At 64.6% G+C, this 23,159-nt stretch carries 20 protein-coding genes; 14 read left to right on the top strand and 6 right to left on the bottom strand.

From position 1 onward, the window contains the following. From VGL22_RS00005 to VGL22_RS00015, 3 genes are all read left to right on the top strand, one after another. On the top strand, positions 1–396 hold a 396-nt coding region (locus tag VGL22_RS00005; protein WP_465264813.1), incomplete at its 5' end, for a 23S rRNA (guanosine(2251)-2'-O)-methyltransferase RlmB. A gap of 71 nt (positions 397–467) precedes the next feature. Further along, on the top strand, positions 468–2,396 hold the full coding sequence (locus VGL22_RS00010) for a M1 aminopeptidase family protein (RefSeq protein WP_465264814.1): 1,929 nt from the start codon (positions 468–470) through the stop codon (positions 2,394–2,396). A gap of 384 nt (positions 2,397–2,780) precedes the next feature. After that, positions 2,781–4,118: an APC family permease gene (locus VGL22_RS00015; protein WP_465264815.1), complete on the top strand. Its 1,338-nt coding sequence runs from the start codon at positions 2,781–2,783 to the stop codon at positions 4,116–4,118. 367 nt (positions 4,119–4,485) lie between these two features. Here VGL22_RS00015 and der read toward each other — a convergent pair whose 3' ends face one another. Together der and VGL22_RS00025 are read right to left on the bottom strand one after the other, a co-directional pair. Beyond that, a complete protein-coding gene (gene der / locus VGL22_RS00020) occupies positions 4,486–5,967 on the bottom strand; it encodes a ribosome biogenesis GTPase Der (protein ID WP_465264816.1) in 1,482 nt (493 codons plus the stop codon). A 49-nt stretch (positions 5,968–6,016) separates the two neighbouring features. Beyond that, positions 6,017–7,591: a GGDEF domain-containing protein gene (locus tag VGL22_RS00025; protein WP_465264817.1), complete on the bottom strand. Its 1,575-nt coding sequence runs from the start codon at positions 7,589–7,591 to the stop codon at positions 6,017–6,019. 187 nt (positions 7,592–7,778) lie between these two features. Between VGL22_RS00025 and VGL22_RS00030 the strand changes: the two genes are divergently transcribed. From VGL22_RS00030 to VGL22_RS00045, 4 genes are all read left to right on the top strand, one after another. Beyond that, complete coding sequence (locus VGL22_RS00030) at positions 7,779–9,791, top strand: ATP-dependent DNA helicase (protein ID WP_465264818.1); 2,013 nt, start codon at positions 7,779–7,781, stop codon at positions 9,789–9,791. Positions 9,792–10,062: 271 nt separating this feature from the next. Then, entirely contained in the window at positions 10,063–10,470 is a 408-nt protein-coding gene (gene apaG / locus VGL22_RS00035; RefSeq protein WP_465264819.1) for a Co2+/Mg2+ efflux protein ApaG, read from the top strand. Between the two features lie 135 nt (positions 10,471–10,605). Beyond that, positions 10,606–11,478, top strand: a complete 873-nt coding sequence (locus VGL22_RS00040) for an alpha/beta hydrolase (RefSeq protein ID WP_465264820.1) — start codon at positions 10,606–10,608, stop codon at positions 11,476–11,478. Between the two features lie 88 nt (positions 11,479–11,566). After that, complete coding sequence (locus tag VGL22_RS00045; RefSeq protein WP_465264821.1) at positions 11,567–13,165, top strand: Na+/H+ antiporter; 1,599 nt, start codon at positions 11,567–11,569, stop codon at positions 13,163–13,165. 165 nt (positions 13,166–13,330) lie between these two features. Here VGL22_RS00045 and corA read toward each other — a convergent pair whose 3' ends face one another. Then, complete coding sequence (gene corA / locus VGL22_RS00050) at positions 13,331–14,206, bottom strand: magnesium/cobalt transporter CorA (RefSeq protein ID WP_465264822.1); 876 nt, start codon at positions 14,204–14,206, stop codon at positions 13,331–13,333. Positions 14,207–14,476: 270 nt separating this feature from the next. Between corA and pncA the strand changes: the two genes are divergently transcribed. From pncA to queD, 3 genes are all read left to right on the top strand, one after another. Further along, positions 14,477–15,106: a bifunctional nicotinamidase/pyrazinamidase gene (gene pncA / locus VGL22_RS00055; protein WP_465264823.1), complete on the top strand. Its 630-nt coding sequence runs from the start codon at positions 14,477–14,479 to the stop codon at positions 15,104–15,106. 37 nt (positions 15,107–15,143) lie between these two features. Further along, positions 15,144–15,407: a hypothetical protein gene (locus VGL22_RS00060; protein WP_465264824.1), complete on the top strand. Its 264-nt coding sequence runs from the start codon at positions 15,144–15,146 to the stop codon at positions 15,405–15,407. A gap of 88 nt (positions 15,408–15,495) precedes the next feature. Then, a complete protein-coding gene (gene queD, locus VGL22_RS00065) occupies positions 15,496–15,873 on the top strand; it encodes a 6-carboxytetrahydropterin synthase QueD (RefSeq protein WP_465264825.1) in 378 nt (125 codons plus the stop codon). A 46-nt stretch (positions 15,874–15,919) separates the two neighbouring features. Here the strand turns inward: queD and VGL22_RS00070 are convergent, their stop codons facing one another. Beyond that, on the bottom strand, positions 15,920–16,579 hold the full coding sequence (locus VGL22_RS00070; RefSeq protein WP_465264826.1) for a hypothetical protein: 660 nt from the start codon (positions 16,577–16,579) through the stop codon (positions 15,920–15,922). An 87-nt stretch (positions 16,580–16,666) separates the two neighbouring features. Here VGL22_RS00070 and VGL22_RS00075 point away from each other — a divergent pair, with 87 nt between their 5' ends. From VGL22_RS00075 to VGL22_RS00090, 4 genes are all read left to right on the top strand, one after another. Beyond that, positions 16,667–18,058 carry a 3-deoxy-D-manno-octulosonic acid transferase gene (locus VGL22_RS00075; protein WP_465264827.1) on the top strand — a complete coding sequence of 464 codons (1,392 nt, stop codon included), beginning with the start codon at positions 16,667–16,669 and terminating at the stop codon, positions 18,056–18,058. Further along, entirely contained in the window at positions 18,055–19,026 is a 972-nt protein-coding gene (gene lpxK / locus VGL22_RS00080; RefSeq protein WP_465264828.1) for a tetraacyldisaccharide 4'-kinase, read from the top strand. Before VGL22_RS00075 ends, lpxK begins: the two co-directional genes overlap by 4 nt. 131 nt (positions 19,027–19,157) lie before the next feature. Beyond that, positions 19,158–21,353 carry an alpha/beta fold hydrolase gene (locus VGL22_RS00085; protein WP_465264829.1) on the top strand — a complete coding sequence of 732 codons (2,196 nt, stop codon included), beginning with the start codon at positions 19,158–19,160 and terminating at the stop codon, positions 21,351–21,353. Between the two features lie 16 nt (positions 21,354–21,369). Further along, positions 21,370–21,768, top strand: a complete 399-nt coding sequence (locus VGL22_RS00090; RefSeq protein ID WP_465264830.1) for a nuclear transport factor 2 family protein — start codon at positions 21,370–21,372, stop codon at positions 21,766–21,768. Positions 21,769–21,859: 91 nt separating this feature from the next. Here VGL22_RS00090 and VGL22_RS00095 read toward each other — a convergent pair whose 3' ends face one another. Beyond that, on the bottom strand, positions 21,860–22,474 hold the full coding sequence (locus VGL22_RS00095; RefSeq protein WP_465264831.1) for a hypothetical protein: 615 nt from the start codon (positions 22,472–22,474) through the stop codon (positions 21,860–21,862). After that, positions 22,458–23,036 (bottom strand): hypothetical protein, encoded by a 579-nt coding sequence (locus VGL22_RS00100; protein WP_465264832.1) that lies wholly within the window; start codon positions 23,034–23,036, stop codon positions 22,458–22,460. Before VGL22_RS00100 ends, VGL22_RS00095 begins: the two co-directional genes overlap by 17 nt. Positions 23,037–23,159 lie beyond the last annotated feature (123 nt).

A 23,159-nucleotide genomic window follows, 5' to 3' on the forward strand; every position in this document is an offset into this window, starting at 1 on the left:
GTAGCCGTGAAGGCCAGCGCCGGGGCATCCGAGCATCTGCGCATCGCCCGCGTCGTCAACCTCGTCCGCGCCCTCGAGGAGCTCAAGCGCAACAATCTGTGGATCATCGGACTCGACGAGCGCGGCGCCACCGACTATGACCGGTTCGACTTCACCGGCGATTGCGTGCTCGTCCTCGGCCGCGAGGGCGCCGGCCTGCACGATCTGGTCCGCCGCACCTGCGACCACCTGCTGCGCATCCCCATGGCCGGCGGCGTCAGCTCGCTGAACGTTTCGGCAGCCGGCGCGGTAGTGCTCTATGAAGCGTTCCGCCAGCGCCGGGCCGCGACGGCCGGTGCTGCCGCCGGCCCCGCCAGGGCGTCCAAGCAGAAGAAACAGAAAGGTCTCGGTTCGTGACGGATGTCTTTGGCGCCGAAGGCGCAGTTGGCCGCACTGCAGGTGCCAGTGGGCCCCGCCGCAGGTGGTCCATGAAGTTCTCTTTTGCGCGTCTGGGACACGCGGCCGTTGTGACCGCCTGTCTCGCGTGCGTCCTCAGTCCGGCCCAGACCACCACGCCGCCCACTCCTCCCGCCCGGCAGAACCCGCCCCGCGATAAGGGCAAGGTCGTCTTCTCCCGCTCCACGGACGAGAACGGAAACACCAGCAGCACCGCCGGCCCGGCCGCCCAGCAGGCGCCGGAAACCGCCGCCAGGCCCACCGCCCAGGACGCTGAGCGCACCGCCATCACCTTCACCAGCTTCGACATGGACGTGCATCTGCGCCCCGCCGAGCACCAACTGGCCGTGCGCGCCATCATGACCGTCCGCAACGACGGCAAGGTCCCGCTGGCTCATCTGCCGCTGCAGATCTCGTCCTCGCTCAACTGGGAACGCATTCTCGTCAATAGCAAGGACGCCCTATACCAGGTCGCCCTGCTCAACTCCGATGCCGACCATACCGGCCGCCTGCGCGAAGCCGGCATCTCTCTGGCTGTGCCGCTCGCGCCCGGCGCAACCCTCTCCGTCGACGCCACCTACTCCGGCGTGATCGAGAAAAGTGCACAACGGCTGCTCTCCATTGGAACGCCCGATGACGTCGCGCTGCACTCCGACTGGGACGAAATCGGCACCGCCTTCACCGGGCTGCGCGGCTTCGGCAACGTCCTCTGGTACCCGGTATCCTCCGTTCCCGTCATGCTGGGTGACGGCGCCAAACTCTTCGACGAGATGGGCGAGCACAAGCTGCGCATGGCGGGCGCGCGCTTCCGCCTGCGGCTCACCACGGAGTTCCCCCACCAGCAGGCCCCCACCGTCGCCGTCATCAACGGCCATCCCGCCGCGTTGGCAGTGGTGGATGCCGGAACCCCCGAGGTCGCGGGCGTAGCCACGGCAGAGAGCGAGCCCGCCACACTGGGCTTTGAGGCGCCCAGCCTGTTCGTTGCGCAGCGCACCAGTCACCCGGGCCAGAACCTGACTGCCTGGACCACCGCGGACAACCAAGTGAACGCGCAGTTGTGGAACCAGGCGGCGCAGCGAGTGACTCCCTTCCTGCAGGGGTGGCTGGGCCAGAAGCCTCGCGCACAGCTCACCCTTCTCGACCTGCCGGAGCGGGAAGATGCCCCCTTTGAAGCCGGTGCCCTCCTCGCCACAAATCTTCGTGACGCCCTTCCCGATCAGCTTGACGGCATTCTGGCGCACGCGCTCACACATGCCTGGATGCAGTCGCCCCGCGCCTGGCTCAGCGAAGGCGTGGCTCACTTCATGGGGACGCTGTGGGTCGAAAAGCAGCAGGGCCGCGACAAGGCTCTCACCGCCCTTGCGTCCGGTCGTGACGCTCTTGCCATCGCCGAGCCAGCCAGCCCCGGCGCCGGTCCAGGACAGCCTCTCGCCGCTTCCATCTCCCCCGTCTACTACCGCACCAAGGCCGGCTACGTTCTGTGGATGCTGCGAGACATCGCGGGAGACGCGGCGCTCTCCGCGGCGCTGCGGGCCTACGATCCGCAGAAGGACTTGGGCGCGGAGGGCTACTTCGAATCGCTGGTGGAGCAGGCCGGCACCCGCCACGACCTGAAGTGGTTCTTCGCCGATTGGGTGGATGCCGACAAGGGGCTGCCCGATCTCACCGTCGACAAGGTCTATCCCACCGTTCAGGGTTCCAGCACGGTTGTCGCCATCACCATTTCCAACAGCGGATACGCGGCCGCCGAGGTGCCCGTCAGCGTGCGCACCACGGAGAACTCCATCACCCAGCGCGTGCGCATCCCGGAGCATGGCAGCGTGGTGCAGCGCATCGTGATCCAGGGCCAGCCCATTGAGGTCCAGGTGAACGACGGTACCATTCCGGAAACCGAAGCCAGCGAGCACATCACCCCCATCGGCCCGCCGAATCCAGCCACTCCGGCCACGCGCTTTCCCTAGCGCGCGGACGCGCGGCGTTTGTTCAGGGCTTTTGGCAGCAATCCTGCGCCAGCAGCACCCTTGCCGGCTCTTGTGCTGAACTTCTGCTGCAGGCGATCAGCGCACAATCAAGGGTCGAAACTTCCGAATCGGAGGTCATTCACCCAGATCACGCCGCCTCGGCGAAAAATGTCTGACGATCCCTGGACTCGTTGATCGGGTGGTTCCTCAAGCCGACGTTGGAGCGAATAGGAATGCGCTGCTTGCCGCAAACTTCTCATAGCGGGAGAGTAGTCCCCAATCGCGAAATCTTGACCCTAAGCGCCCGGCCGTTCCGGTCAGGACCCCGCTCCACCGAATGTACGATGGCGCGTCCTGCCGTGTGCCCGGTACGATGACGACACGATGCCATCTTCCCCAACTGAACGCCAGATGGGCGTGTGGGCGGCCACAGCCGTCGTCACAGGCGAGGCCATCTCGCTGGGCATCTTCCTCACCCCGGCAGCCATGGCGCGTTCGCTGGGATCGCCCGCGCTGCTGGCCGCCGTCTGGTGCGGTATGGCGCTGATGACGCTGGCTGGCGCCCTCTGCTTCACCGAACTTGCGGTGCGCAACCCTCAGGACGGCGGCGAGTATCTCTACCTGCGCCGCGGCTTCGGCCCCCAGATCGCTTTTCTCTATGCCTGGATGGCGGCGCTGGTCATGTATCCCGGCGTGGCGGCGTCGTTGTGCGTGGGAACCGTGCCTTATCTGCAGGCCTTGTTCCCCGTTCCTCTCTGGCTCGTTCCAGCGCTGCCGGCCCTGATGATCGCCGCGCTGGGAGCCATCAACTACGTCGGCATGCGCCTCTCCAGCGGCCTGATGACCGTGCTCAACTGGCTCAAGATTCCCGTGCTGCTGGGACTGGTGGGATGGGCCTTTGTCTCGGGCCACGCGACTGCCGCAAATCTTGCCCCTCTGGCGGCGCGGCGCGCAGGCTCCGATCCTCTCGGCGCGGCGATTGCCGGCGCTGCCGTGAGCGCTTTCTTCTGCTTCGGCGGCTGGTGGGAGGCAGGCAAGATCGCCGGCGAGGTCCGCAACCCGCGGCGCACCCTGCCCATCGCCTTCACCGGCGGAGTCCTGCTGGTCACCGCGCTCTACTTGCTGGTGAGCCTGGGATTTGTCGCCGTGGTGCCCATGGAGCAGATCCGTTCCAACACCGCCTTCGTCGCCCAGTTTGGCGCGTCGCTGTTCGGACCAGAGGGCGGCAGAGTGCTGTCGGCCTGCGTGGTGCTCAGCGTGGCCGGAGGCCTGCTGGTCCTCTTCATGGCGGTGCCGCGCGTCACCTGCGCACTGGGCAACGCCGAACCCTCAGGCCCGCTGCGCATCTTCGCCCGCCTCCATCCCCGCTTCGGCACGCCCGCCAACGCCGTGCTGCTGCAGACCGGCATGGCGCTGGTGATCCTCATGCTGGGCGCGTTTGACCGCATCCTCGCGTTCATCATCTTCTCGTCGGTGGTGTTCCTGGCCCTGACGGCGGCTACCCTGTTCCGCGGACCGGCGGCGAAGGCATGGTGGTACCCGGTCGCGCCCCTGCTCTTCATCGGCGGCTGCGGCGTGCTTGCGCTCATGCTGCTGGCCAGCCGAACCGTGCCCTCCCTGATCGGCGCCGCCCTGGTCCTGCTGGGGCTGCCCGTCCGCCGCTTTATGGTGGGCAAAGCAGTGGCGCCGGCAGGGCTGGTCGGGGCGCGCAACGATCGGTGATTACCGCTCGGGCTCACTCCTCTGCATCGGCTTGAGCGGTTCCGCAGGTATCATGGACCAAATTCCTGTCGCACTCTCATCCCGCCGGCCGGCGGATTGGATCGCCTTCCCAACGGATCGCGGCGGAGCTTAAGCAGTGCCGTAAACAGCCGAAACGCCAACCGGCGAGAATGATCAGCCGGTGCCATTCAGGTTCGTTTGTCCCGACAGTCGCGACCATGGACTCGAGGCAGAGCCCGATCCTGATGCCGAGTGAACCCACCAGGCGTGTCTTGGCCTTGCGCTCCGCTATCGGCAGGAATACCGCCCCGAACGTGCAGAGCACTCCAGCGGCGATGACCACGAGTGGAATAATCCGCAGGAGCACCTATCCTTCTTTTTTATCCGCGTTCCTGGCCTTCACCTTGAACCAGATCGGCGTCCCCTTGAACCCAAATGAATCGCGAATCTGGTTCTGCAAAAACCGCTCGAAGGCAAAGTGCAGCCGCACATCCCGATCCGTAAACAGCACAAACGTGGGCGGAGCTACCGCCGCCTGCGTCATGTAGAAAATCCGCACCCGCTTGGCCATCGGCACCGGCGCGCGCTGGAAGTCGACCTTGTCGAGGAAGCGGTTCATCTGCCCCGTCGTGACCCGCTTGCGGCGCTCCGCCGCCACCGACATAACCTCCCGCAGCACCCGGCCCATGCCCTTGCCTTCTTTTGCCGAGAGGAAAAGGAGCGGCGCGTAATCGAGATACTTGAGCACGTCCCGCAACTGGCGCTCGAAAATGTCGCGATCCGCCGCCGGCTTTCCATCGGTACGGGCGGTCGTCACCGCGTCCCACTTGTTCACGACGATGATCACGGAGCGGCCCGATTCATGCGCATACCCGCCAATCGTCGCGTCCGACGAGGTAACGCCCTCCGTCGCGTCGATCACCAGCAGTGCCACGTCCGCAGCCTCAAGATGCCGGCGCGCCATCACCACGCTCAGCTTCTCGGCCATCAGGTGCGTCTTGCCCTTGCGGCGGATTCCGGCGGTATCGACAAAGCGCAACTGCGAGCCCTCGAACTCCACCACTTCGTCCACGGCGTCGCGCGTAGTCCCGGCAATCGGCGAGACAATCGCCCGGCTGGTTCCCGTCAGCGCGTTCAGCAGCGTGGATTTGCCCACGTTGGGGCGCCCGATAATCGCGATCGACGTCTCATGCTGCTCGAACTCGCCGTGCGTCCGATGCACCCCGGCCTGTTCCGTCTCCGCACCCCCATCCGCTTGCCCCTGTTCTTCGCCAGGCGCCTCTTCTTCGGCAACCGCATGTTCGCGTTCCGGAATCGCCGCGGACACCGCATCCAGCAGATCGCCGATGCCCAGCCCATGTTCGGCGCTCACCGGGTAAACCTCGCGCAGTCCGAGCTGGCGGAAGTTCTCCGCCGCCGCGGCCATGGCATCGCCCTCCGCCTTGTTGACGGCTAGAAACACCGGCTTGCCGCCGCGCTGCAGCATGCGGACCAGATCGTAGTCGGGGCTGGCCAACTCGGTCCGCACATCCACCACCAGGATCAGTGCGTCCGCCTCTTCAAGGGCCACGCGCGCCTGGCTGAAGATCTCCGTCGGAATGAGCTCGGGATCGTCAGGAACAATGCCGCCCGTATCCACCAGACGGAAGCGCCGCCCCCCCCAGTCGTACTCGCCATAGATGCGGTCGCGCGTGATGCCCGGCTCGTCACCCACAATGGAGCGGCGGCTCCTGGTCAGCCGGTTAAACAACGTGGACTTGCCCACGTTGGGGCGGCCAACAATGGCCACCACGGGCAGGTTCTCCGCGCCGGCGCTGGCGGGAATGACGGATCGGCGATACGTTGGCAAGCTGTCTCCTCGGCACGGCCATGGGCGCGGCGCGACTGTACTGATTCCATTATCCGATGGAAGGCCTGACTTCCGCGGATTCGAGCAGGACGGAGGCAGTGCGGTTCCGGCCTCCCTGCTTCGCCCGATAGAGAGTCTGATCGGCGGCCCGCATCAGGTCAGACTCCGAAAGGCCGGAGGAGGAAAACCATGCCGCCAGCCCAATGCTGATGGTCAGCCGCCCGCCAAACGGGGAGGCCTCATTCAGCAGCGCGAGCTTCTGCACCTCTTCATGCAGCCGCCTCGCTACCGCCGCGGCTCCGTCCGCATCCGTATCCGGCAGCAGCACCACAAACTCCTCGCCGCCGATGCGCGCCACCACATCGTCAGGCCCGCGCGCCTGGCACGCCATTACCCCCGCCAGGGCCACAAGGCACTCATCGCCGTAAGGATGGCCGTGAAGGTCGTTCACGCTCTTGAAAAAATCGGCATCCACCAGCAGAAGAGCCAGCGGATGGCGGCGCCGGCTGGCACGGCGAAACGCCGCGCGAAATGCATGATCGAAACGGCGTCGGTTGGCAATGCCGGTGAGCGGATCGACCAGCGCGAGCTGCTCCAGGCTGGCATTGGCCGCGCGAAGCTCGCTCTCCCGCGCCAGCAGCGTGCGGCGGCCGTTCAGGTAACTCATCTGCACCAGCGCCGCCTGCAGGCCCTGGATCAGAAGCAGGCAGCCGATGGCAATGAGCCCCAGACGCAGATGCTGGCGAATCACCGCCGCCGCCAGGGCAAAAATGCCGGCGTTCAGCAGCAGCGGGCAAGCACACTCCACCAGCAGCCGCGCCGTGCTCATGGCGGCGCGCGGCCGGGTCGACGTGCCGCTCAGCGGCAGAGCCAGGGCGAACCAGCCGGCGATCCCAAAAGGAATACTCCAGGCCAGATCGAGCAGAGTGCCAGACGTCAGACCGCGGTACTGGGTCAGGTAGTCCATCCCCAGCTCAACGGGCAGATAAGACCAGAGAAAGAAACTGATCCAGCGCAGCGCCTGGCGCTCCTCCTCCGTCACCCGGCAGAAACGCCGCATCAGCGACATCACAGCCAGCAGCGCGCACGCCGCGCCGTAGATCCGGCCCATGATGACTTCCGCAACCTCCGGCGAGCGGCTCATGCGGTAGAGCATGTACCAGGCCAGCACCAGCGCCAGACCTGTCTGCGCGCAGTTCAGCACAAACACGCCGCGCAGCGATTGCGTCTCGCGGGTCGTGGCAAACGCCATCAGGAGCGGGAAGATGGCACACACGTAAACGAAATCGGAGGCGTCTACCGTCAGTACGCTCCCACCCGTCGAGTGGCCTGCAAACACCTCAATGGAGTGCGCCGCCGCCCACAGCAGCACCCCCGTCCCGGCCCAGAGCCACGTCGGCCGCTCCCGCCACGGCAAAAGCCGCGCCCGCCAGAATGTACACAGGCCCGCCACCGCCACCAGCGCGGACGTGAAGATCCGGGAGACGCCGGCGGCGTGCCGATCCACCAGCAGGACCACAAGATGCGCCGCGAAGATACCCGCCATAAGGACCCGGGGCAGCTTTCCGGACGGCAGCCGGTCCACCGGGCGCAATGCGGCGGCCTGTTGCGCGACGGACGACATCAAATCACTCCTGCAACCCGAACCGACTCGCCTTGAGAGTCCGATTTTCGGTCGCGCGGCGAACCGGCGGCAAAGACGGGTTTCCTGCCTTTACAATACGGATGCGTTGGACTGGGTGCAAACCGCCGCCGTCACCCCAGAGCGGAGATTCCGCGCTCTCACTATGATGGAAACAGCACCTGCCCCCATGGCGTCCACCACCAGTCCAACCCGCACCCTGCCCAGCCTCCACGAGTTCTTCGCGCCCGGCGGTATCCTGGCCGGCTCGCCGCTCCCCTATGAGTACCGTCCCGGCCAGCTCGAAATGGCCAAAGCCGTGGAGCGCGCCATGGCCGAGCGGCGTCACCTCATCGTGGAAGCCGGCACCGGCACCGGCAAAACTCTCGCCTATCTCCTCCCTGCGCTGCGCACCGGCCAGCGCGTCATCATCTCCACCGGCACCAAGGCCCTGCAGGATCAGCTCTACTTCCGCGACGTGCCCTTCCTTGAAACCCTGCTCGGCGACCTGCGCGTCTGCTACATGAAAGGCCGCGCCAACTACCTCTGCCGGCACAAACTCGTCACCCTGCGCAGCCAGCCCATCCTCTCCGGCCTTGAGGAAATCGACCACTACCGGCAGATAGCCGAGTGGGAGCAGCAGACCGACACCGGCGACCGCGCGGAGCTCTCCGGTCTCCCCGAGGCCAGTGCCGTCTGGGCCAAGCTCGACGCCCGCAGCGACGCCTGCCTCGGCCAGACCTGCCCCAGCTATCAACGCTGCTTCATCACCGAGATGCGCCGCCGCGCCCTCGAATCCGACATCATCATCGTCAACCACCACCTCTTCTTCGCCGACCTCGCCGTGAAACGCGAGATGGGCGGCGCCCCCGATGCCGGCATCCTCCCCGAGGCGGCCGCCGTGGTGTTCGATGAAGCGCATGAGCTCGAAGAGGTGGCCTCCAACTACTTCGGCCTCTCCGTCTCAAACATCCGCTTTGAAGAGCTGGCCCGCGACACTGAAACCATGCTGCGCGGCAAGGAAGGCGCCCTCGGCCTGCCCGCACTCACCGGGCAACTCCGTGACCGCGCCCGCCTCTTCTTCGCCGGGCTGCCCATGGCCGGCGACGGCCGCCAGCCCTTCACCGCCCGCGAGGAATTCCTCGAAACCCGCGGCGATCTCTACACCGGCGTCCGCTCCACCCTCCGCCGCATCGAAGACGAGATCGGCAACCTCAAAGAAGTGGACGAGGCGCCCGGCCTGCGCAAGCGCGTGAGCCGCCTGCGCAGCGAACTCGAGTTCCTGATGGAGTCGAACGCGTCCAACATCGTCTACTGGCTCGAGCGCCGCGCCTGGGGAGGCAATGAGCGCGACGGCGCTGCCAAACTGGGCCGCCAGCAGAGCCGCACCACCTTCGTCCAGGCCACCCCCATTGATGTCTCGGAGCTGCTGCACGACCTGGTCTTCGAAACCATCCCATCCGTCGTGCTCACCTCCGCCACCCTCACCGTAAACGGTGGCTTCGAGCACATGCGCAAGCGGCTCGGCCTGACTGAAGCGCGCCAGCTCGTCGTCCCCTCGCACTACAAGTACGGCGAGCAGGCGCTCCTCTATCTGCCCCCTGAGATGCCCGACCCCCGCGAGCCGGATTTCCCCGCTGCCGCCGCCGAAAAAATCCGCCGCATTCTCGACATCTCCAAAGGCCGCGCATTCTGCCTCTTCACCAGCTACAGCCAGATGCGCGCTGTGTACGAGCTCCTGCTGCCGGTGCTCGACTGGCCCATCCTCCTGCACGGCACCGCCCCCCGCAAAGCCCTCCTTGACGAGTTCCGCAACACCCCCAACTCCGTTCTCTTCGGGACATCAAGCTTCTGGCAGGGCGTCGACGTGCAGGGCGAAGCACTCAGCTGTGTCATCATCGACCGCCTCCCCTTCGCCGTCCCCAACGACCCCGTCGTCCAGGCCCGCATGCAAGCCATCGAAGAAGCCGGCGGCAAGCCCTTCTTCGACTACCAGGTCCCCGAAGCCGTCCTCACCCTCAAGCAAGGCTTCGGCCGCCTCATCCGCTCCCTCGAAGATCGCGGCGTCCTCGTCCTCCTCGATCCGCGCATCCGCCGACAGCGCTACGGCCAAACCTTCCTCGCCAGCCTTCCGCCCTATCGCGTCAGCACCGACATCACCGATGTCGAATCCTTCTTCGCTGAGACCGCGAAAACCTCTTGATAGGTGAGAGGGAGTATTGGGTCAAATTGACCAATAACCTCGTTGAAGGCAAGCCCGTTGATGGGACTGACCTTACCGGAAGTGCTTGAGTACGCCATCGGCCCCCTGCTCCACTCTGTCCTTGGCGGATGGAAGTTGGAGCATGTGGTGAGACCGTTCGTTGGTGAGGTATGGGGCCGAGGAGAACCATCCGCCATCAAAGACATAAGCCGCGGATCGTGGCACTCCCTCAAACGCCCACGTAAAGGAGGGTTTGCTCTAAGCTATTGTCATGGCAGATCGTGCGCACTACACCGCAACCACGCGAGCAATCACGGTAACCGTTGAGCCGACTTACCTCGTCGCCAGATCATCGCCCGACGAATCGCAGTATTTCTGGGCATATCGCGTGATCATCGAGAATCACGGACGGGAAACCGTGCAACTACTGAGCCGGCATTGGATGATCTCGAATTCGCGTGGCGAGCTGACTGAAGTCAAGGGAGAGGGCGTTGTTGGGGAACAACCGGTGCTCAAGCCCGGCGAGAGCCATGAATATACCAGTGGCGCGCCCCTCAACACACCGTCGGGGATGATGGGCGGGGCATACCAGATGGAAACTGAGACCGGCGAGCGGTTCGATATCGAGATACCAACGTTCTCGCTGGATCGTCCCAATCAGGGAGTGTTGCTGAATTAAGTATCAGGCAGAATCGGGCCGCGTATGAAACCTCGGGGTTGCCGATAGAACCCGTATGGCCCCGCCATGTCGGCTTGTCGGGGTGCTCATCTTCAAGTTCAGGCACGCCCGGCCCCCCGCTGGTAGACTCCCGCTATGAAAGCGCTCGCCCTTCCCGTCCTTGCCTGCCTGATCGTATGCGCGCCCCTGACCCCTGCTCAAACGGTGATCCCGCTTTACCCCGCGAGCCCTTCCGCACCCGATACCGAGAAGCAGTACTTCTCCGAGGCGTGGCACACCAACGTCGTCACCAATGTGACGCGGCCCACGCTCACCGTCTTCAAGCCCACCAACGGCCAGAACAGCGGCAGCGCTGTCATCGTCTGCCCCGGCGGCGGATACATGGCCCTCTCCATCGACAGCGAAGGCAACGATGTCGCCACCTACCTGGCCGCACGCGGCATGACCGCGTTCGTCCTCAGGTACCGGCTGGCGCCCACCGACACCGAGGCGACTAAGGAATTTGGAGACCTTTGGGCCCACGACCGCGCCAGGCTCGATGCCATGATCCACCAGGATCTTCCTCTCGCTGTCGCCGATGGCCTGGCGGCCGTCACCTACGTGCGCCGGCATGCAGCCGAGTTCGGTGTCTCGCCCGATCGCGTCGGCATCATGGGCTTCTCCGCCGGAGGAGGCGTCACCACCGGTGTGGCCTTCGGATACAAGCCTGAAAGCCGCCCCGCCTTTGTCGCCCCCATTTATGCGGGCGGCGAAGACTTCACAAAGCTCACCGTCCCCGACGACGCCCCGCCCATGTTCCTGGCGGCAGCCACCGACGATAACCTCGGCCTTGCGCCCATCAGCCTCGCGCTCTATAGAAAGTGGACGCTCGCAAACAAGCCCGCCGAACTCCACATGTATGCGAAAGGCAGCCACGGCTTCGGCATGCGAAAACAGAACATCCCCACAGACCACTGGATTGATCGCTTCGCCGAATGGCTCGAACTCGAAGGCTTCCTCCAGAAGTGAGCCTGGCGCCTCGAACCAGCATTCGGTCTTCACCCCGGGCCACTCCAATATAAAGAGAAGTACCACGCAACGGAGGCCTGGCTCCCCCATGGATCATGTGGATTATGTAGTGGTCCTGCTGATTGGACTCTTGTGCGCCGTGGCCGCGGTGGCTGGCCTGGCGCGCCGCTTTGCCGTCTCCTACCCCATCGCGCTGGTGGTGTTCGGGCTGCTCTGCTCCCTCATTCCGCATGTGCCCAGAATCGTCCTGCCGCCTTCATTGGTCTTCATCGTCATCCTGCCGCCGCTTCTCTATATCGCGGCCTGGCAGACGTCGTGGCGCGAGTTCAAATACAACCTGGTTTCCATCGCCGGCCTGGCCGTCTTCCTCGTCTTCTTCACCGCCATCGCGGTAGCCTTCGCGGCGCGGTGGTGGCTGCCGGGGTTTGACTGGAGACTTGGCTTCCTGCTCGGCGCCGTAGTCTCCCCCACAGATGCGGTCGCCGCAACCTCCATCGCCCGTAAAGTCGGCATGCCGCAGCAGATCGTCGACATTCTTGAAGGCGAAAGCTTGCTCAACGACGCAACCGGCCTGCTCGCCCTCCAGTTCGGATTGGATATGGTGGTGAACGGAACTCCGCCCTCGATCATGCATGGCCTGCTCCAGTTTGCCTGGCTCACGGTCGGCGGCGTCCTCGTAGGAGTCCTCATCGGCTTTGCGGTTACCTCGCTGGAGCGCTGGGTGGACGACGGCCCCGTGGAGATCGCCCTCTCGCTGGTCGTCCCCTACGTTGCCTATCTCGCCGGCGACGCAGTTCGAGCTTCCGGCGTCATCGCCGTCGTTTCCTGCGGACTGCTCGTCAGCCGGCAGAGTTCGCGGCTGTTTTCACCACGGGTCCGGCTCCAGACCATCGCCGTGTGGGATGCCCTTGAGTTCCTGCTGAACGGCTTCGTCTTCATCCTTCTCGGCCTGCAACTTCCCCATGTACTGGCCGGCATGAAGGGCAGAAGCAGGCTCGACGACATCGCGGTAGCGCTGGCCTTCTCAGCCGTACTCATTGCGCTCCGCCTCGCATGGATGTTCCCCGGTGCGCGCGCCGCCTGGTGGATCCGTACCCGCATCCTTCGCCAGAGCTACCCCATGCCCGGCCTCAACCAGCTCTTCATCATAGGTTGGACCGGAATGCGCGGTGTGGTGGCCCTGGCCGCAGCCAACTCACTGCCCCTCACGCTTGGCGACGGAAGCCCATTCCCGCAACGCGATTTCATCATCTTCCTTACCTTCGCCTTGATCGTCGTGACCATCGTGTTTCAAGGCGTCTCGCTGCCCTCCATCGTGCGCCGGGTCGGCCTGGCTCAAGCCGGCGCCGGACTCTGCGAAGAAGGAGAAGCCCGCCGCCTGCTGCTCCACGCAGCCATCGGCTTCCTCGAGGAGCGCGGCAAGTCCGCCAGCGACGACCAGGAGCGCCACCTCTATGAGGACCTGCAGCACCAGTACGAACACAAGCTCACCGAAATCGATCCATGCGGCCCCGGTGGCGACCCGGCGGAGCCTCAACCCGGGTTGACCATGGAACGCGTGCTGCTCGATACCATTCGCCGGGAACGCGCCGAACTCAGCCAATTGCGCGCCAATGGGCGCATCGGCGACGGCCTTTACCGCGATTTGGAGCGCGAACTGGACCTGAGCGAAAGCCGCCTGGCCTGAACCGCATGCCCGCCCCACCCCGTCACTCTGGCTGCTGCACGCTGCCCCTCGGCTATTGCGGTTTCAGAGTTGCTCTACCCTGGAACCACGCAGCGAAGTGGCATCTCCTCAGGAAAATGCCGACCCTCTCCGAATCAGAAAGGGCACTCGACCCCCGCAGCCGCTCTAGAACCACTTCTTCGTCTTGAAGTACACCAGCACAGCGACCGTCGACAACGCCATCAGCCCCACCGCGTAATCCGTCCCGTACGGATCGTTCACCCAGGGCAGTTTCAGATTCATTCCAAAGAACCCCGTGATGATCACCAGCGGCAGCGCCACCGTGCCCCAGATGGTCAGTACCTTCATCACCTCATTGGTCCTGTTGGCTACCGCCGAGAGGTAAATATCGAGTGCCCCCGACAACAGGTCGCGATACGTCTCAATCATGTCCACGGTGCGGATCACGTGGTCGTACACGTCGCGGAAGTAGGGATCGAGATCGTCTGCCAGCACTCCCCCTTCCCGGCGCACCAGCGTGTTGATCACCTCGCGCATGCCGCTCGCCACGCGGCGAAAATCCACCAGCTTGCGCCGCAGCGAAAAGATCCGCGCCAGCGTCTCCGGCTCCGGCCGGTCGAGAACCACGTCTTCAATATCGCCAATCTCTTCGGCAATCTTGTCCAGCACCGGCTGGTACCCGTCCACGATCTCATCCACGATCAGGTAAAAGAGCCGATCCAGCCTCGTGATCTGCTCCTGCTCCGCCCGCGCCTTCACCTGCGCAATCATCGCGGAATCGCGATCCCGCACGTTGATCAGGAAGTCGCGCCCCAGAAACAGGTCCACATCGTCAAACCGCAGCTCCCCCTCGTTATGCACATGCTTCAGGATGGCGAAGAGATAGTTCTCGTGCTCCTCGGCCTTGGGCCGCTGCGGCCGATGCCGGCAGTCCTCGATCTGCAATTCGTGCAAATCGAAGCGCCGAGCCAGCTCATCCAGCTCGGAATTCGACGGATCGGCAATATCCCACCAGGCCAGCTGCGGAAAGACAGTACTCATGCTGGTCCGATTCTAGAGGGAACGAGGCACCACTTTCTCGGTGATCACGGATACGCATACAGCGGCTGCGCAGCTCATATGCTGCGCAATGAACTGCAAGGCGACCAATGACGCAAAATCCCGGGAAGACCTCGCAGCGAAGTACCTCGCGCGGTACACTCGCGACATGACACCATCGCCCGGGCTGATCGGGCGGCGGGCAATCGGCTGCGCATTGCGATGGTAAGACGCGGCATGAGCCAGGCGGGACTGGTTGAACGGGAGCGATCCATGCAGATCACCTCTTCCGACATCCTCCTCGTCATCGACGTGCAAAACGACTTCTGCCCCGGTGGCGCCCTCGCCGTACCTGACGGCGATGCCGTCATACCCGTCATCCATCGCCTCGCCCCCCTCTTCGACCACATCCTCCTCACCCAGGACTGGCACAGCCCCCACCACGCCTCCTTCGCGCATGCGCATGCCGGCAAGCAAGCTTTCGAAACCGTCGCAGTGAGCTACGGCGAGCAGACACTCTGGCCCGACCACTGCGTGCAGGGCACCCGGGGCGCCGAATTTCACCCAGATTTAAGCCTGCCGCAGGCCGAACTCGTTCTGCGCAAAGGCTTCCGCCCCCACATCGACTCCTACTCCGCCTTCTTCGAGAACGACCGCACCACCCCCACCGGACTGGGTGGCTATTTGCGGGAACGCAACATCAGTCGCGTGTTTGCTGTGGGATTGGCATTCGACTACTGCGTGGCCTACTCGGCGCTGGATGCGCGCACGCTGGGCTTCGAGGCGGTTGTCATCCGCGATGCCTCTCGCGCCATCGATCTCAACGGCTCCGCCACGCGCATGGAGGCTGAGCTTGCCCGCGCGGGCGTCCCGGTAATCAACTCGACACAGCTGCTTGATTGAGACTGATCGTACAATGGCATCAGGGCTTCCTGCCATCATGTCTCGAAACTTTTACATCCTCGGCGCCACGCTGGGCTTCTTCGCGCTGCTCTCCGCGGGGATGTCGTTTGTGCCCGCCAACTTTCAGCCCGGATTGCCGGCCAACGCCTCAATGTGGCGAACCATCGCCCTGTTTCTGCTGCTGGCGGGGCTGGTGTCGGCCTTCGTCGGCGTCATGACCAACCTGTTTGAGCAGGTGGACCGCCGCAATGAAGCCGCTCGCCTGGCCGCCCGGGAGAAACGCCGCGACCGCGATCGGTAGACCTCGCCGCCGTCCATCCCTCGCGCTTCCGGTTCAGGAACTAAAATCAACAGCAGAGGGATACTTCCCGCGGACGGGTCAAAGGTTCATGTACGAAGTCAACGTGGAGGCCGGCTTTTCTTCCGGGCACTACCTCCGTAACTATCACGGCCGCTGTGAGAACCCGCACGGGCACAACTACAAGGTGCGCGTGACGCTGGTGGGCCGCGAACTCGACCCCGCCGGCCTGCTGCTCGACTTCAAAATGCTGAAGCAGGTCATGCGCCCGGTCATCGACCGCATTGACCACCAGATGCTCAACGACCTGGAGCCGTTCACGACCATCAATCCCTCGGCCGAAAACATTGCCCGCTACTTCTTCGACCAGACCAGCGAGCAGTTGGCCGCGATGACCGGCGGCCGCGTGCGCGTGAAGGACTGCACCATCTGGGAAACCGACACTACCTCGGCGACTTACTACGAGTAGCGCGACGGCCGCGTCCGCCCCGCCCGGCCCGCGCCGCAGGGCCCCCTCAGTCCATCTGGCTCGATTTCGACTGCAGATACTTATCGAACGGAATCTCGAAATAGAACAGCTCATTCCCCTCCGCATCGCGGAGCTTGTGCAGATGCAGCTTCGCGCCCTTGAGTGGATGATCCAGCTGCGACACGTCATAAAACAGGAACCCGGCGCGCGTGGTGTGCGGCTCCACCACCAGCGCGCCATACTCAAACGTATTAAAGTCGGCTTCGATATCCTTGTTGCTGGCCTTCGCCTTGGTCTTGATTGGAGGCAACGGCCCGGGCAGCGGAATCTTGCCGCCCTCGCGCTCCTTCCGCGTCATGAGCCGCTCAACGTCCTCGGGCTCTGAAGCCTGAATGCGATCTCCCTCGGCCGTCTGGAAGAGGATTCGGGCGTCCCGCAGCGAGATCGGCTTGTCGCCGTTATTGGTAATCACCAGGCGCACCGGCATCACCCCGTGCGCCAGATAGTCCACGCGGAAGATCGACGCTTTGAGCTTCGTGTCGTAAGGTTCCGCGGCAATGGCAAGCTTCTCCTTGTCGTGCACTTCCACCGCGGCAAACGCCGTGGCGGGCTGCACCGCGGGCGGAGCGTGATCCGTGGCGGACGCCATCACCACCGGTCCCGGTATCAACAGCAGCAGAAAGGAGATGCGACGGAAGAGCCTCATCGGGTTCGACTGTATCATCGTAGGGTTAGACCGCAGGAACGCGGAGTTGGTTTCCGAATTTCTGGCGCCTCCTGCGGAAATCTTTACGTGGTTCAACCCCGCGAGACCTCCGCCCCGCTACTGGCGGGCGAGGACTCCGCAGCAGGCACCACCCCCTCTTGCATGATTCTGCTTCTCTACAACGTGGCGCTTTTCATAAGCCTGGTGCTCAGCGCCCCCTGGTGGCTGTGGCGGATGGCCACCACCCGCAAATACCGCGAAGGTTTACGCGAGCGCCTCGGCCGCATTCCCACGCAGTTGAGCAGTATCGCGGAAGCGCGCGTCATCTGGCTGCACGCCGTTTCAGTCGGCGAGGTGCTCGCCGTATCGCGCCTCGTCGCTGAGCTGGACCGCGCGCTCCCCTCCCATCGCATTCTCATATCAACCACCACGCGCACCGGGCAGGACCTGGCCCGGCAGCGGTTCGGAGCGGACCGCGTGTTCTACGCGCCCCTCGACCTGCCCTGGGCCACGCGCGCCTGTCTCGACGCCCTCCGGCCGGAGATGCTCATTCTGGCCGAGACCGAATTCTGGCCCAACCTGCTCGCGGGCTGTTTCGCCCGCGGCATTCCCGTAACCGTGGTGAATGCGCGCATCTCTGACCGCTCCTGGCCCCGCTACCGGCGGCTGCGCGCGTTGTGGAAAGGATTTTTGTCGCGGCTCTCCACGGTGCTGGCCCAGAGTGAGCTCGATGCCGAGCGGCTGCGTGCGCTCGGCTGTCCCCCGCAGCGCGTGAGCGTGGCCGGAAATCTCAAGTTCGACGTGCGCGCCGTCCAGGAGGCGGAGGCCGCGCACCTGTTGCAAAGGCTGGCGCCGGACGCGCGCTTCCTCGTGGCGGGCAGCACCCTGGAAGGCGAAGAGTCGGCCGTCATTCGCGCGCACCGCTCCGTGCTTCCGCAGTATCCGGCCCTGATCACCGTGCTGGCGCCGCGCCATCCTGAGCGCTTCGACTATGTGGCCGCCCTGCTCGATGCGAGCGCCGTTCCCTGGGTGCGGCGGTCGTCCTGGAAGGGCAAGCCCGCGGAATCTCTCCGCATGCTCGCGCCCGGGCAGATCGTGCTTCTCGATACCATCGGCGAGCTTGCCTCTGTCTACTCGGTCGCCGCCGTTGCCTTCGTGGGAGGCAGTCTGGTGCCGGCCGGCGGCCACAATCCCCTCGAACCGGCGCAGTTCGGCGTGCCCATCGTCATGGGCCCCCACTATGCCAACTTCCGCGCCATCACAGAGGACTTGCGGGCACAGGATGCGGTGCGCATTGCCCACAAGGAAAACCTGTGGCCGGTGCTCGATGAGTTGCTCGGCGACAGCGAGGAAGCCCGCGCTGTCGGCGAGCGCGCCCGCCGAGTCTTCGAGCAGCAGTCAGGTGCAACCGCGCGTTGCGTGGAGGCCATCGGCGCCTTGGTTAACAGCTCTACGGCAGCGGCGGGGCGCGGCGCATGAGCCTTCGCTCGTTGCTCACGCCGCTTACGCCTCTCTATCGCATCGGGCTCGCGCTGCGCGAGCATCGGCTTGCCGCCGGACCCGAGCCGATCCGCCGCCTGCGCTTTCCGGTCATCAGCATCGGCAATCTGTCCACTGGCGGAGCAGGCAAAACACCCCTGACCATCGCACTGGCACAGGCGCTGACGGCGCGCGGCGTATCCGTCGATGTGCTTTCCCGCGGCTATGGGAGAACCGGTAAAGCCGCGGCACGCGTGCGCCCCGATGCAACCGCGGATCTGTTCGGCGATGAACCCCTTCTGATCTCCCGCCACGCCGGCATCCCCGTGTACGTCGCGCCCCAGCGCTACCAGGCCGGCCTGCTCGCCGAATCCGAAGCCGCCCCCGCCAGCAGCACCGTCCACCTCCTCGACGACGGCTTCCAGCATCGCCAGCTCCATCGCGACGTAAACATTCTGCTGCTGAGCGCGCGCGACCTGCGCGACAGCCTGCTTCCAGCCGGCAATCTCCGCGAGCCCTTGCATGCAACCGTCCGCGCCCACGTCATCGCGATCGCGGCAGACGAGCCCGAAGTCGAATCCGAACTTCGGAAAGGAGGATGGCTCGGCCCCGTCTGGCGCCTGCGCCGCCACATGGACATCCCCCCGGTAGACGCACCCGTGCTGGCCTTCTGCGGCATTGCCCGCCCCCAACAGTTCTTCGACGGACTCCGCAAAGCCTCCGTCGACACCGCACGGACCAGGGCTTTCCCCGATCATCACCGCTACACGCCGGCCGATCTGGACCGGCTCACCACCCAGGCGACCCGCTGCGGCGCCAGCGTCCTGCTCACCACTGAGAAGGACGCCGTTCGGCTCGAGGGTTTCAAGTCGTCCCTTCCGGTCATCACCGCCGCCTTGCGCACCGAAATCGAGGACGAATCACAGGCCATCAAATGGCTGATTGCGCGGTTGCACCCACCCGCCTGACCCGGCACCTAAGCACTTCGGACCGCCGCGCCGCAGGCGCCCGGCCACCCCTGATTTAAACTGCCTGAAAGGTCCTGAACATCATTTCCGGCGGCTACGCGACCTTCAGGGTCCGCCCGCGGAGGATTCCCGTGAGTCGCCTCACACCGGTTCCGACCATTCTGGCTCTTGCCTTCTTCGCCGCGCCCGTCTTCGCGCAAAACGGGATCCCTCTCACAGTCGAGCGCATCTTCGCTCATGGTTCCCTCGCCGGCAGTCCCCCTGAAGGCCTCACCTGGTCGCCTGACGGCAAGCACCTCACCTACCTCGACGGCGGCGAACTCATCGATCTCGACCCCGGGACCGGCAAGCCCCATGTCCTCGTCAGCCGTTCCAAGCTCGCCGCCCTCGCCGGCGCCCAGGCATCCGAGCAGGACAAGGACCACCGCGACCGCTACAAGATGGCCAGCTACCTCTGGGCTCCGGATTCAAAACACCTCCTCTTCGACTCCAATGGCCGCTTCTGGCTCTACGACCTCGGCAACGGCACCGGCATCCAGATCGGATTCACCGAGACCGCCTCCGGCGACGACCCCAAATTCTCTCCCAATGGCGACACCATCTCCTTCGTCCGCAATCACGGCCTCAGCGTCGTCCACCCCCACGACTTCGGCAACAGCGGCTCCTACGCCATCGCCAATGCCCCCAATCCCACCACCACCTGCGGCGAAGTCGACTGGGTCTACCAGGAAGAGCTCGACGTGCGCAGCAACTACTTCTGGTCGCCCGATTCCAAAAACATCGCCTTCCTGCAGATGACCGAAACCGAGGTCCCCCTCTACCCCATCACCGACTGGATCCCCACCCACGCCACCGTCGACATGCAGCACTACCCCCAGCCCGGCGACCTCAACCCCGACGTCCGCATCGGCATCACCGGCACCTCCGGCGGCGGCCACATCAACTGGATCCGCATGCCTATCCACCCCGGCCAGGACTACGTCCCCCGCTTCGGCTGGGTCGATCGCCACATCCTGTGGATGGAAACCGTGCGCCGCGACCATCAGCACCGCTTCATCGACTTTGTCGATACCGCCAACGGCCAGGGCCGCCAGGTCCTCGAAATCAGCGACGACAAGTTCCTCGACGAGGACTACGACGTTTCAGTCGGCGACGGCGCCATCATCCTCAGCTGTTGGAAAGACGGCCACAACCACCTCTATCTCTATCGCTACGACCAGCACAACCCCATGTCCACCGCGCCGCCTGAAGTCACCCAGCTCACCCACGGCGACTGGGACGTGACCGCCGTCTCCCTCATCGACGCCGCGCACAAACTCGTCTACTACACCTCCAACGAAAACAACGTCCTCGAACAGCAGCTCTGGCAGGTCGGCTTCGACGGCCAGCGCAAGCAGCTCACCACCACCCCCGGCTACCACGACCTCAACTTCTCCCCCTCCGGCGCGGAGTTCGTTGACCGGCACTCCACCACCCTTACCCCGCCCGAGCTCAGCCTCTGCAAGACCGGCGGCGATTGCCGCCTCTTCTGGTCCAATCGCGGCCTTGAGCCCTTCAAGCTCCGCGAGCCCAAAAGCCTTGAGGTCAAAGCCAAAAACGGCTCCACCCTCCACGCCACGCTCCTGCTGCCCGCCACCCAGACCGCCGCCGCCTCCGTCCCCCTCATCGTCAATCCCTACGGCGGCCCCGGCGTTCAGACCGTCACCAACGATTGGTCCGACGATCTGCTCTTCGACGAACTCCTCACCCAGCACGGCTTCGCCGTTCTCCACGCCGATAACCGCGGCTCCGCCCACCGCGGGCGCGACTTCGCGCAGGCCGCCTGGCACAACTTCGGCCCGGTGCAGCTTGAAGACCAGCTCGCCGCCGTCGACGCCGCCCTCGCCCAATACCCTCAGCTCGACAAAAATCGCCTCGGCTGGTGGGGCTGGAGCTGGGGCGGTACCTTCACCCTCTATGCCATGACCCATTCCGATCGCTTCAAGGCTGGCGTTGCCGTCGCTCCGGTTACTGATTGGCGAAACTACGATTCGATCTATACTGAGCGCTACATGAGCCAGCCCTCTGACTTTCCCGCGGGGTATAAAGACTTCTCCGTCGTGAACTCGGCCGCTGACCTCAAGGGCCATCTGCTGCTGGTGCACGGCACCGGCGATGACAACGTGCACATGGAAAATACCGTCCAGTTCATTCAGAAACTCATCGAGGCCGGACTGCCCTACGACCTCCAGCTCTACCCGCGCAAGACCCACTCCATCGCCGGCCCTGACGTCCGCACCCACCTGTTCAACCGCATTCTCAGCCAGTTCGATCAGTACCTGAAATGAGGAACCCGCACAGGAAATGACCAAATCCGACCCATCTGGACGAAGTAGCGAACGCGCCGCCTCCCAGCTCCGGCGCCTGGAACAATCCCTCCTCGATTCCGCCGTGCGCCACGATGGCGATCGCCTGCGCCAGCTCCTGGCCGAGGACTTCCTCGAGTTCGGCTCCTCGGGCCGCATCTGGACGCGCAAGTCCATCATCGAGATGCTGGCCTGCGAGACCAGCTTTCAGCCGCCCGCCATCGAAGAATTCCAGGTCAACTTCCTCGCCGAAAAGGTCGCCCTCGTCACCTATCGCACCGTCCGCACCGAACCCAAAACCGGCGAGCGCCTGGTCTGCAGCCTGCGCAGTTCCATTTGGGTCCGCCACGAGGGCGAATGGCGCATGCGCTTCCACCAGGGCACCCGCACCACCTGAATCCTTCCCGCACCTGCCTATCTCTCCCGTGGCCGTCCGAAACCAAAAGAAAGGCCCCGCTCGAAAGCGGAGCCCTCTTGCACGGTTTCACCTAGAACGACAGCAGCCGATCGAAGAACGCACGATAGCGCTTCAGCGCCTGACGCAGATCTTCCGTATTCACGCTATCGCCGCGATCCCACTGCTTCTCCAACTGCTCGCGCTCATTGGCAAACTGCTCGGCAATGCGCTTCACCACGCTGGCCACCAGGCTGTCTGCCTGCTCCACCGCGGCACGCGGCTCATCCACAAAAGACGTCTGTACCTGGTCCCAGCGCCCGCGGAAGTTCTGCAACTCATCCTGCGGAAACAGCGCGTTGTGCTGCGCCTGTCCGGCTGCCGCAATAGCGTGGGTGCCTGTCGCCGCCTGTGAGGGCGCAGCAGCCGGCCCGGTCGCAGCAGCCGGCCTGGTCGCAGCAGCCGTCGGATTCCCCGCAGGCCGCTGTCCCGATACCATGGGCTGCCCGGCCGTGGCCGGCTCCGCGGTCGCGGTCGCCTGGTTGGACGCCACCGGTCCTCGAGGCGCCACCGGCTGCCGCTCCCGGTCCAGTTGACGATCGCGCATTTCAGCAGCGTCCGAAACCGCGGGGTTGACGGGCTCAGGGCGTCGCGGGTTGACGATATCGGCGGTTGAAAGTCTCTCTTCGCTTCTACGAAGCTCGCTCATGAATCACTCCTCTTGATGTTGCTGCGGAATTCTGGCTGCCGAGCAGTTCCTCGAACAGCGACCGGTAATAAACCATTGCCTGACGAAGGTCCTCCGTCCCGGCCTGGCCGCGCGCATGCCGTTGTGCAAGGTTGCGGGCCGACCGATAGTTCTGGACGACCGCGGGGTAATTGACTGAAATGTCTGCGGCGCGCTGATCGAAGTCGGCCATGGGATAACCCAACGCCCCCATCACCCGATTCACCAGCGTATCGGCCTCCGTAACAGACATGGCGGGATCATCCACAAACCGCCGCTGCACGTCAGACCATTGCTGTGCGTAAGCCTGCCGCGTCTCCGGCGCCAGCGTCTTGATCGCGAAGCCCTGCACCCGCTTCTCGCGTTGCAGGAGTTCCAACTCAGCTTTGGCGGGATTTCCCCCCTCGTGGACGGCCCGCTCGTACTCCGGGCCAAAGCGCTCCCTCAGGCGCTGGCTTCTGCGTTTACGCATCCCGATCACGATGGCGGCCACGACAACGATCGCGAGCACCACAACAATGGCGATGAGGGTCTTCTGGTCCATCACTCACACCTCTTCTGCGACTGTGATGCCGCACCCCCATGCGAAGATGTCGCCAGGGCAGAAGGTCGTCTTGTAACAAGGGCGCTCCCAACCAGGCTCGAAACTTCCACATTGCGGACAAAC

It is taken from the genome of Occallatibacter sp., from assembly GCF_036502485.1.
Classification (GTDB): Bacteria; Acidobacteriota; Terriglobia; order Terriglobales; family Acidobacteriaceae; genus Telmatobacter.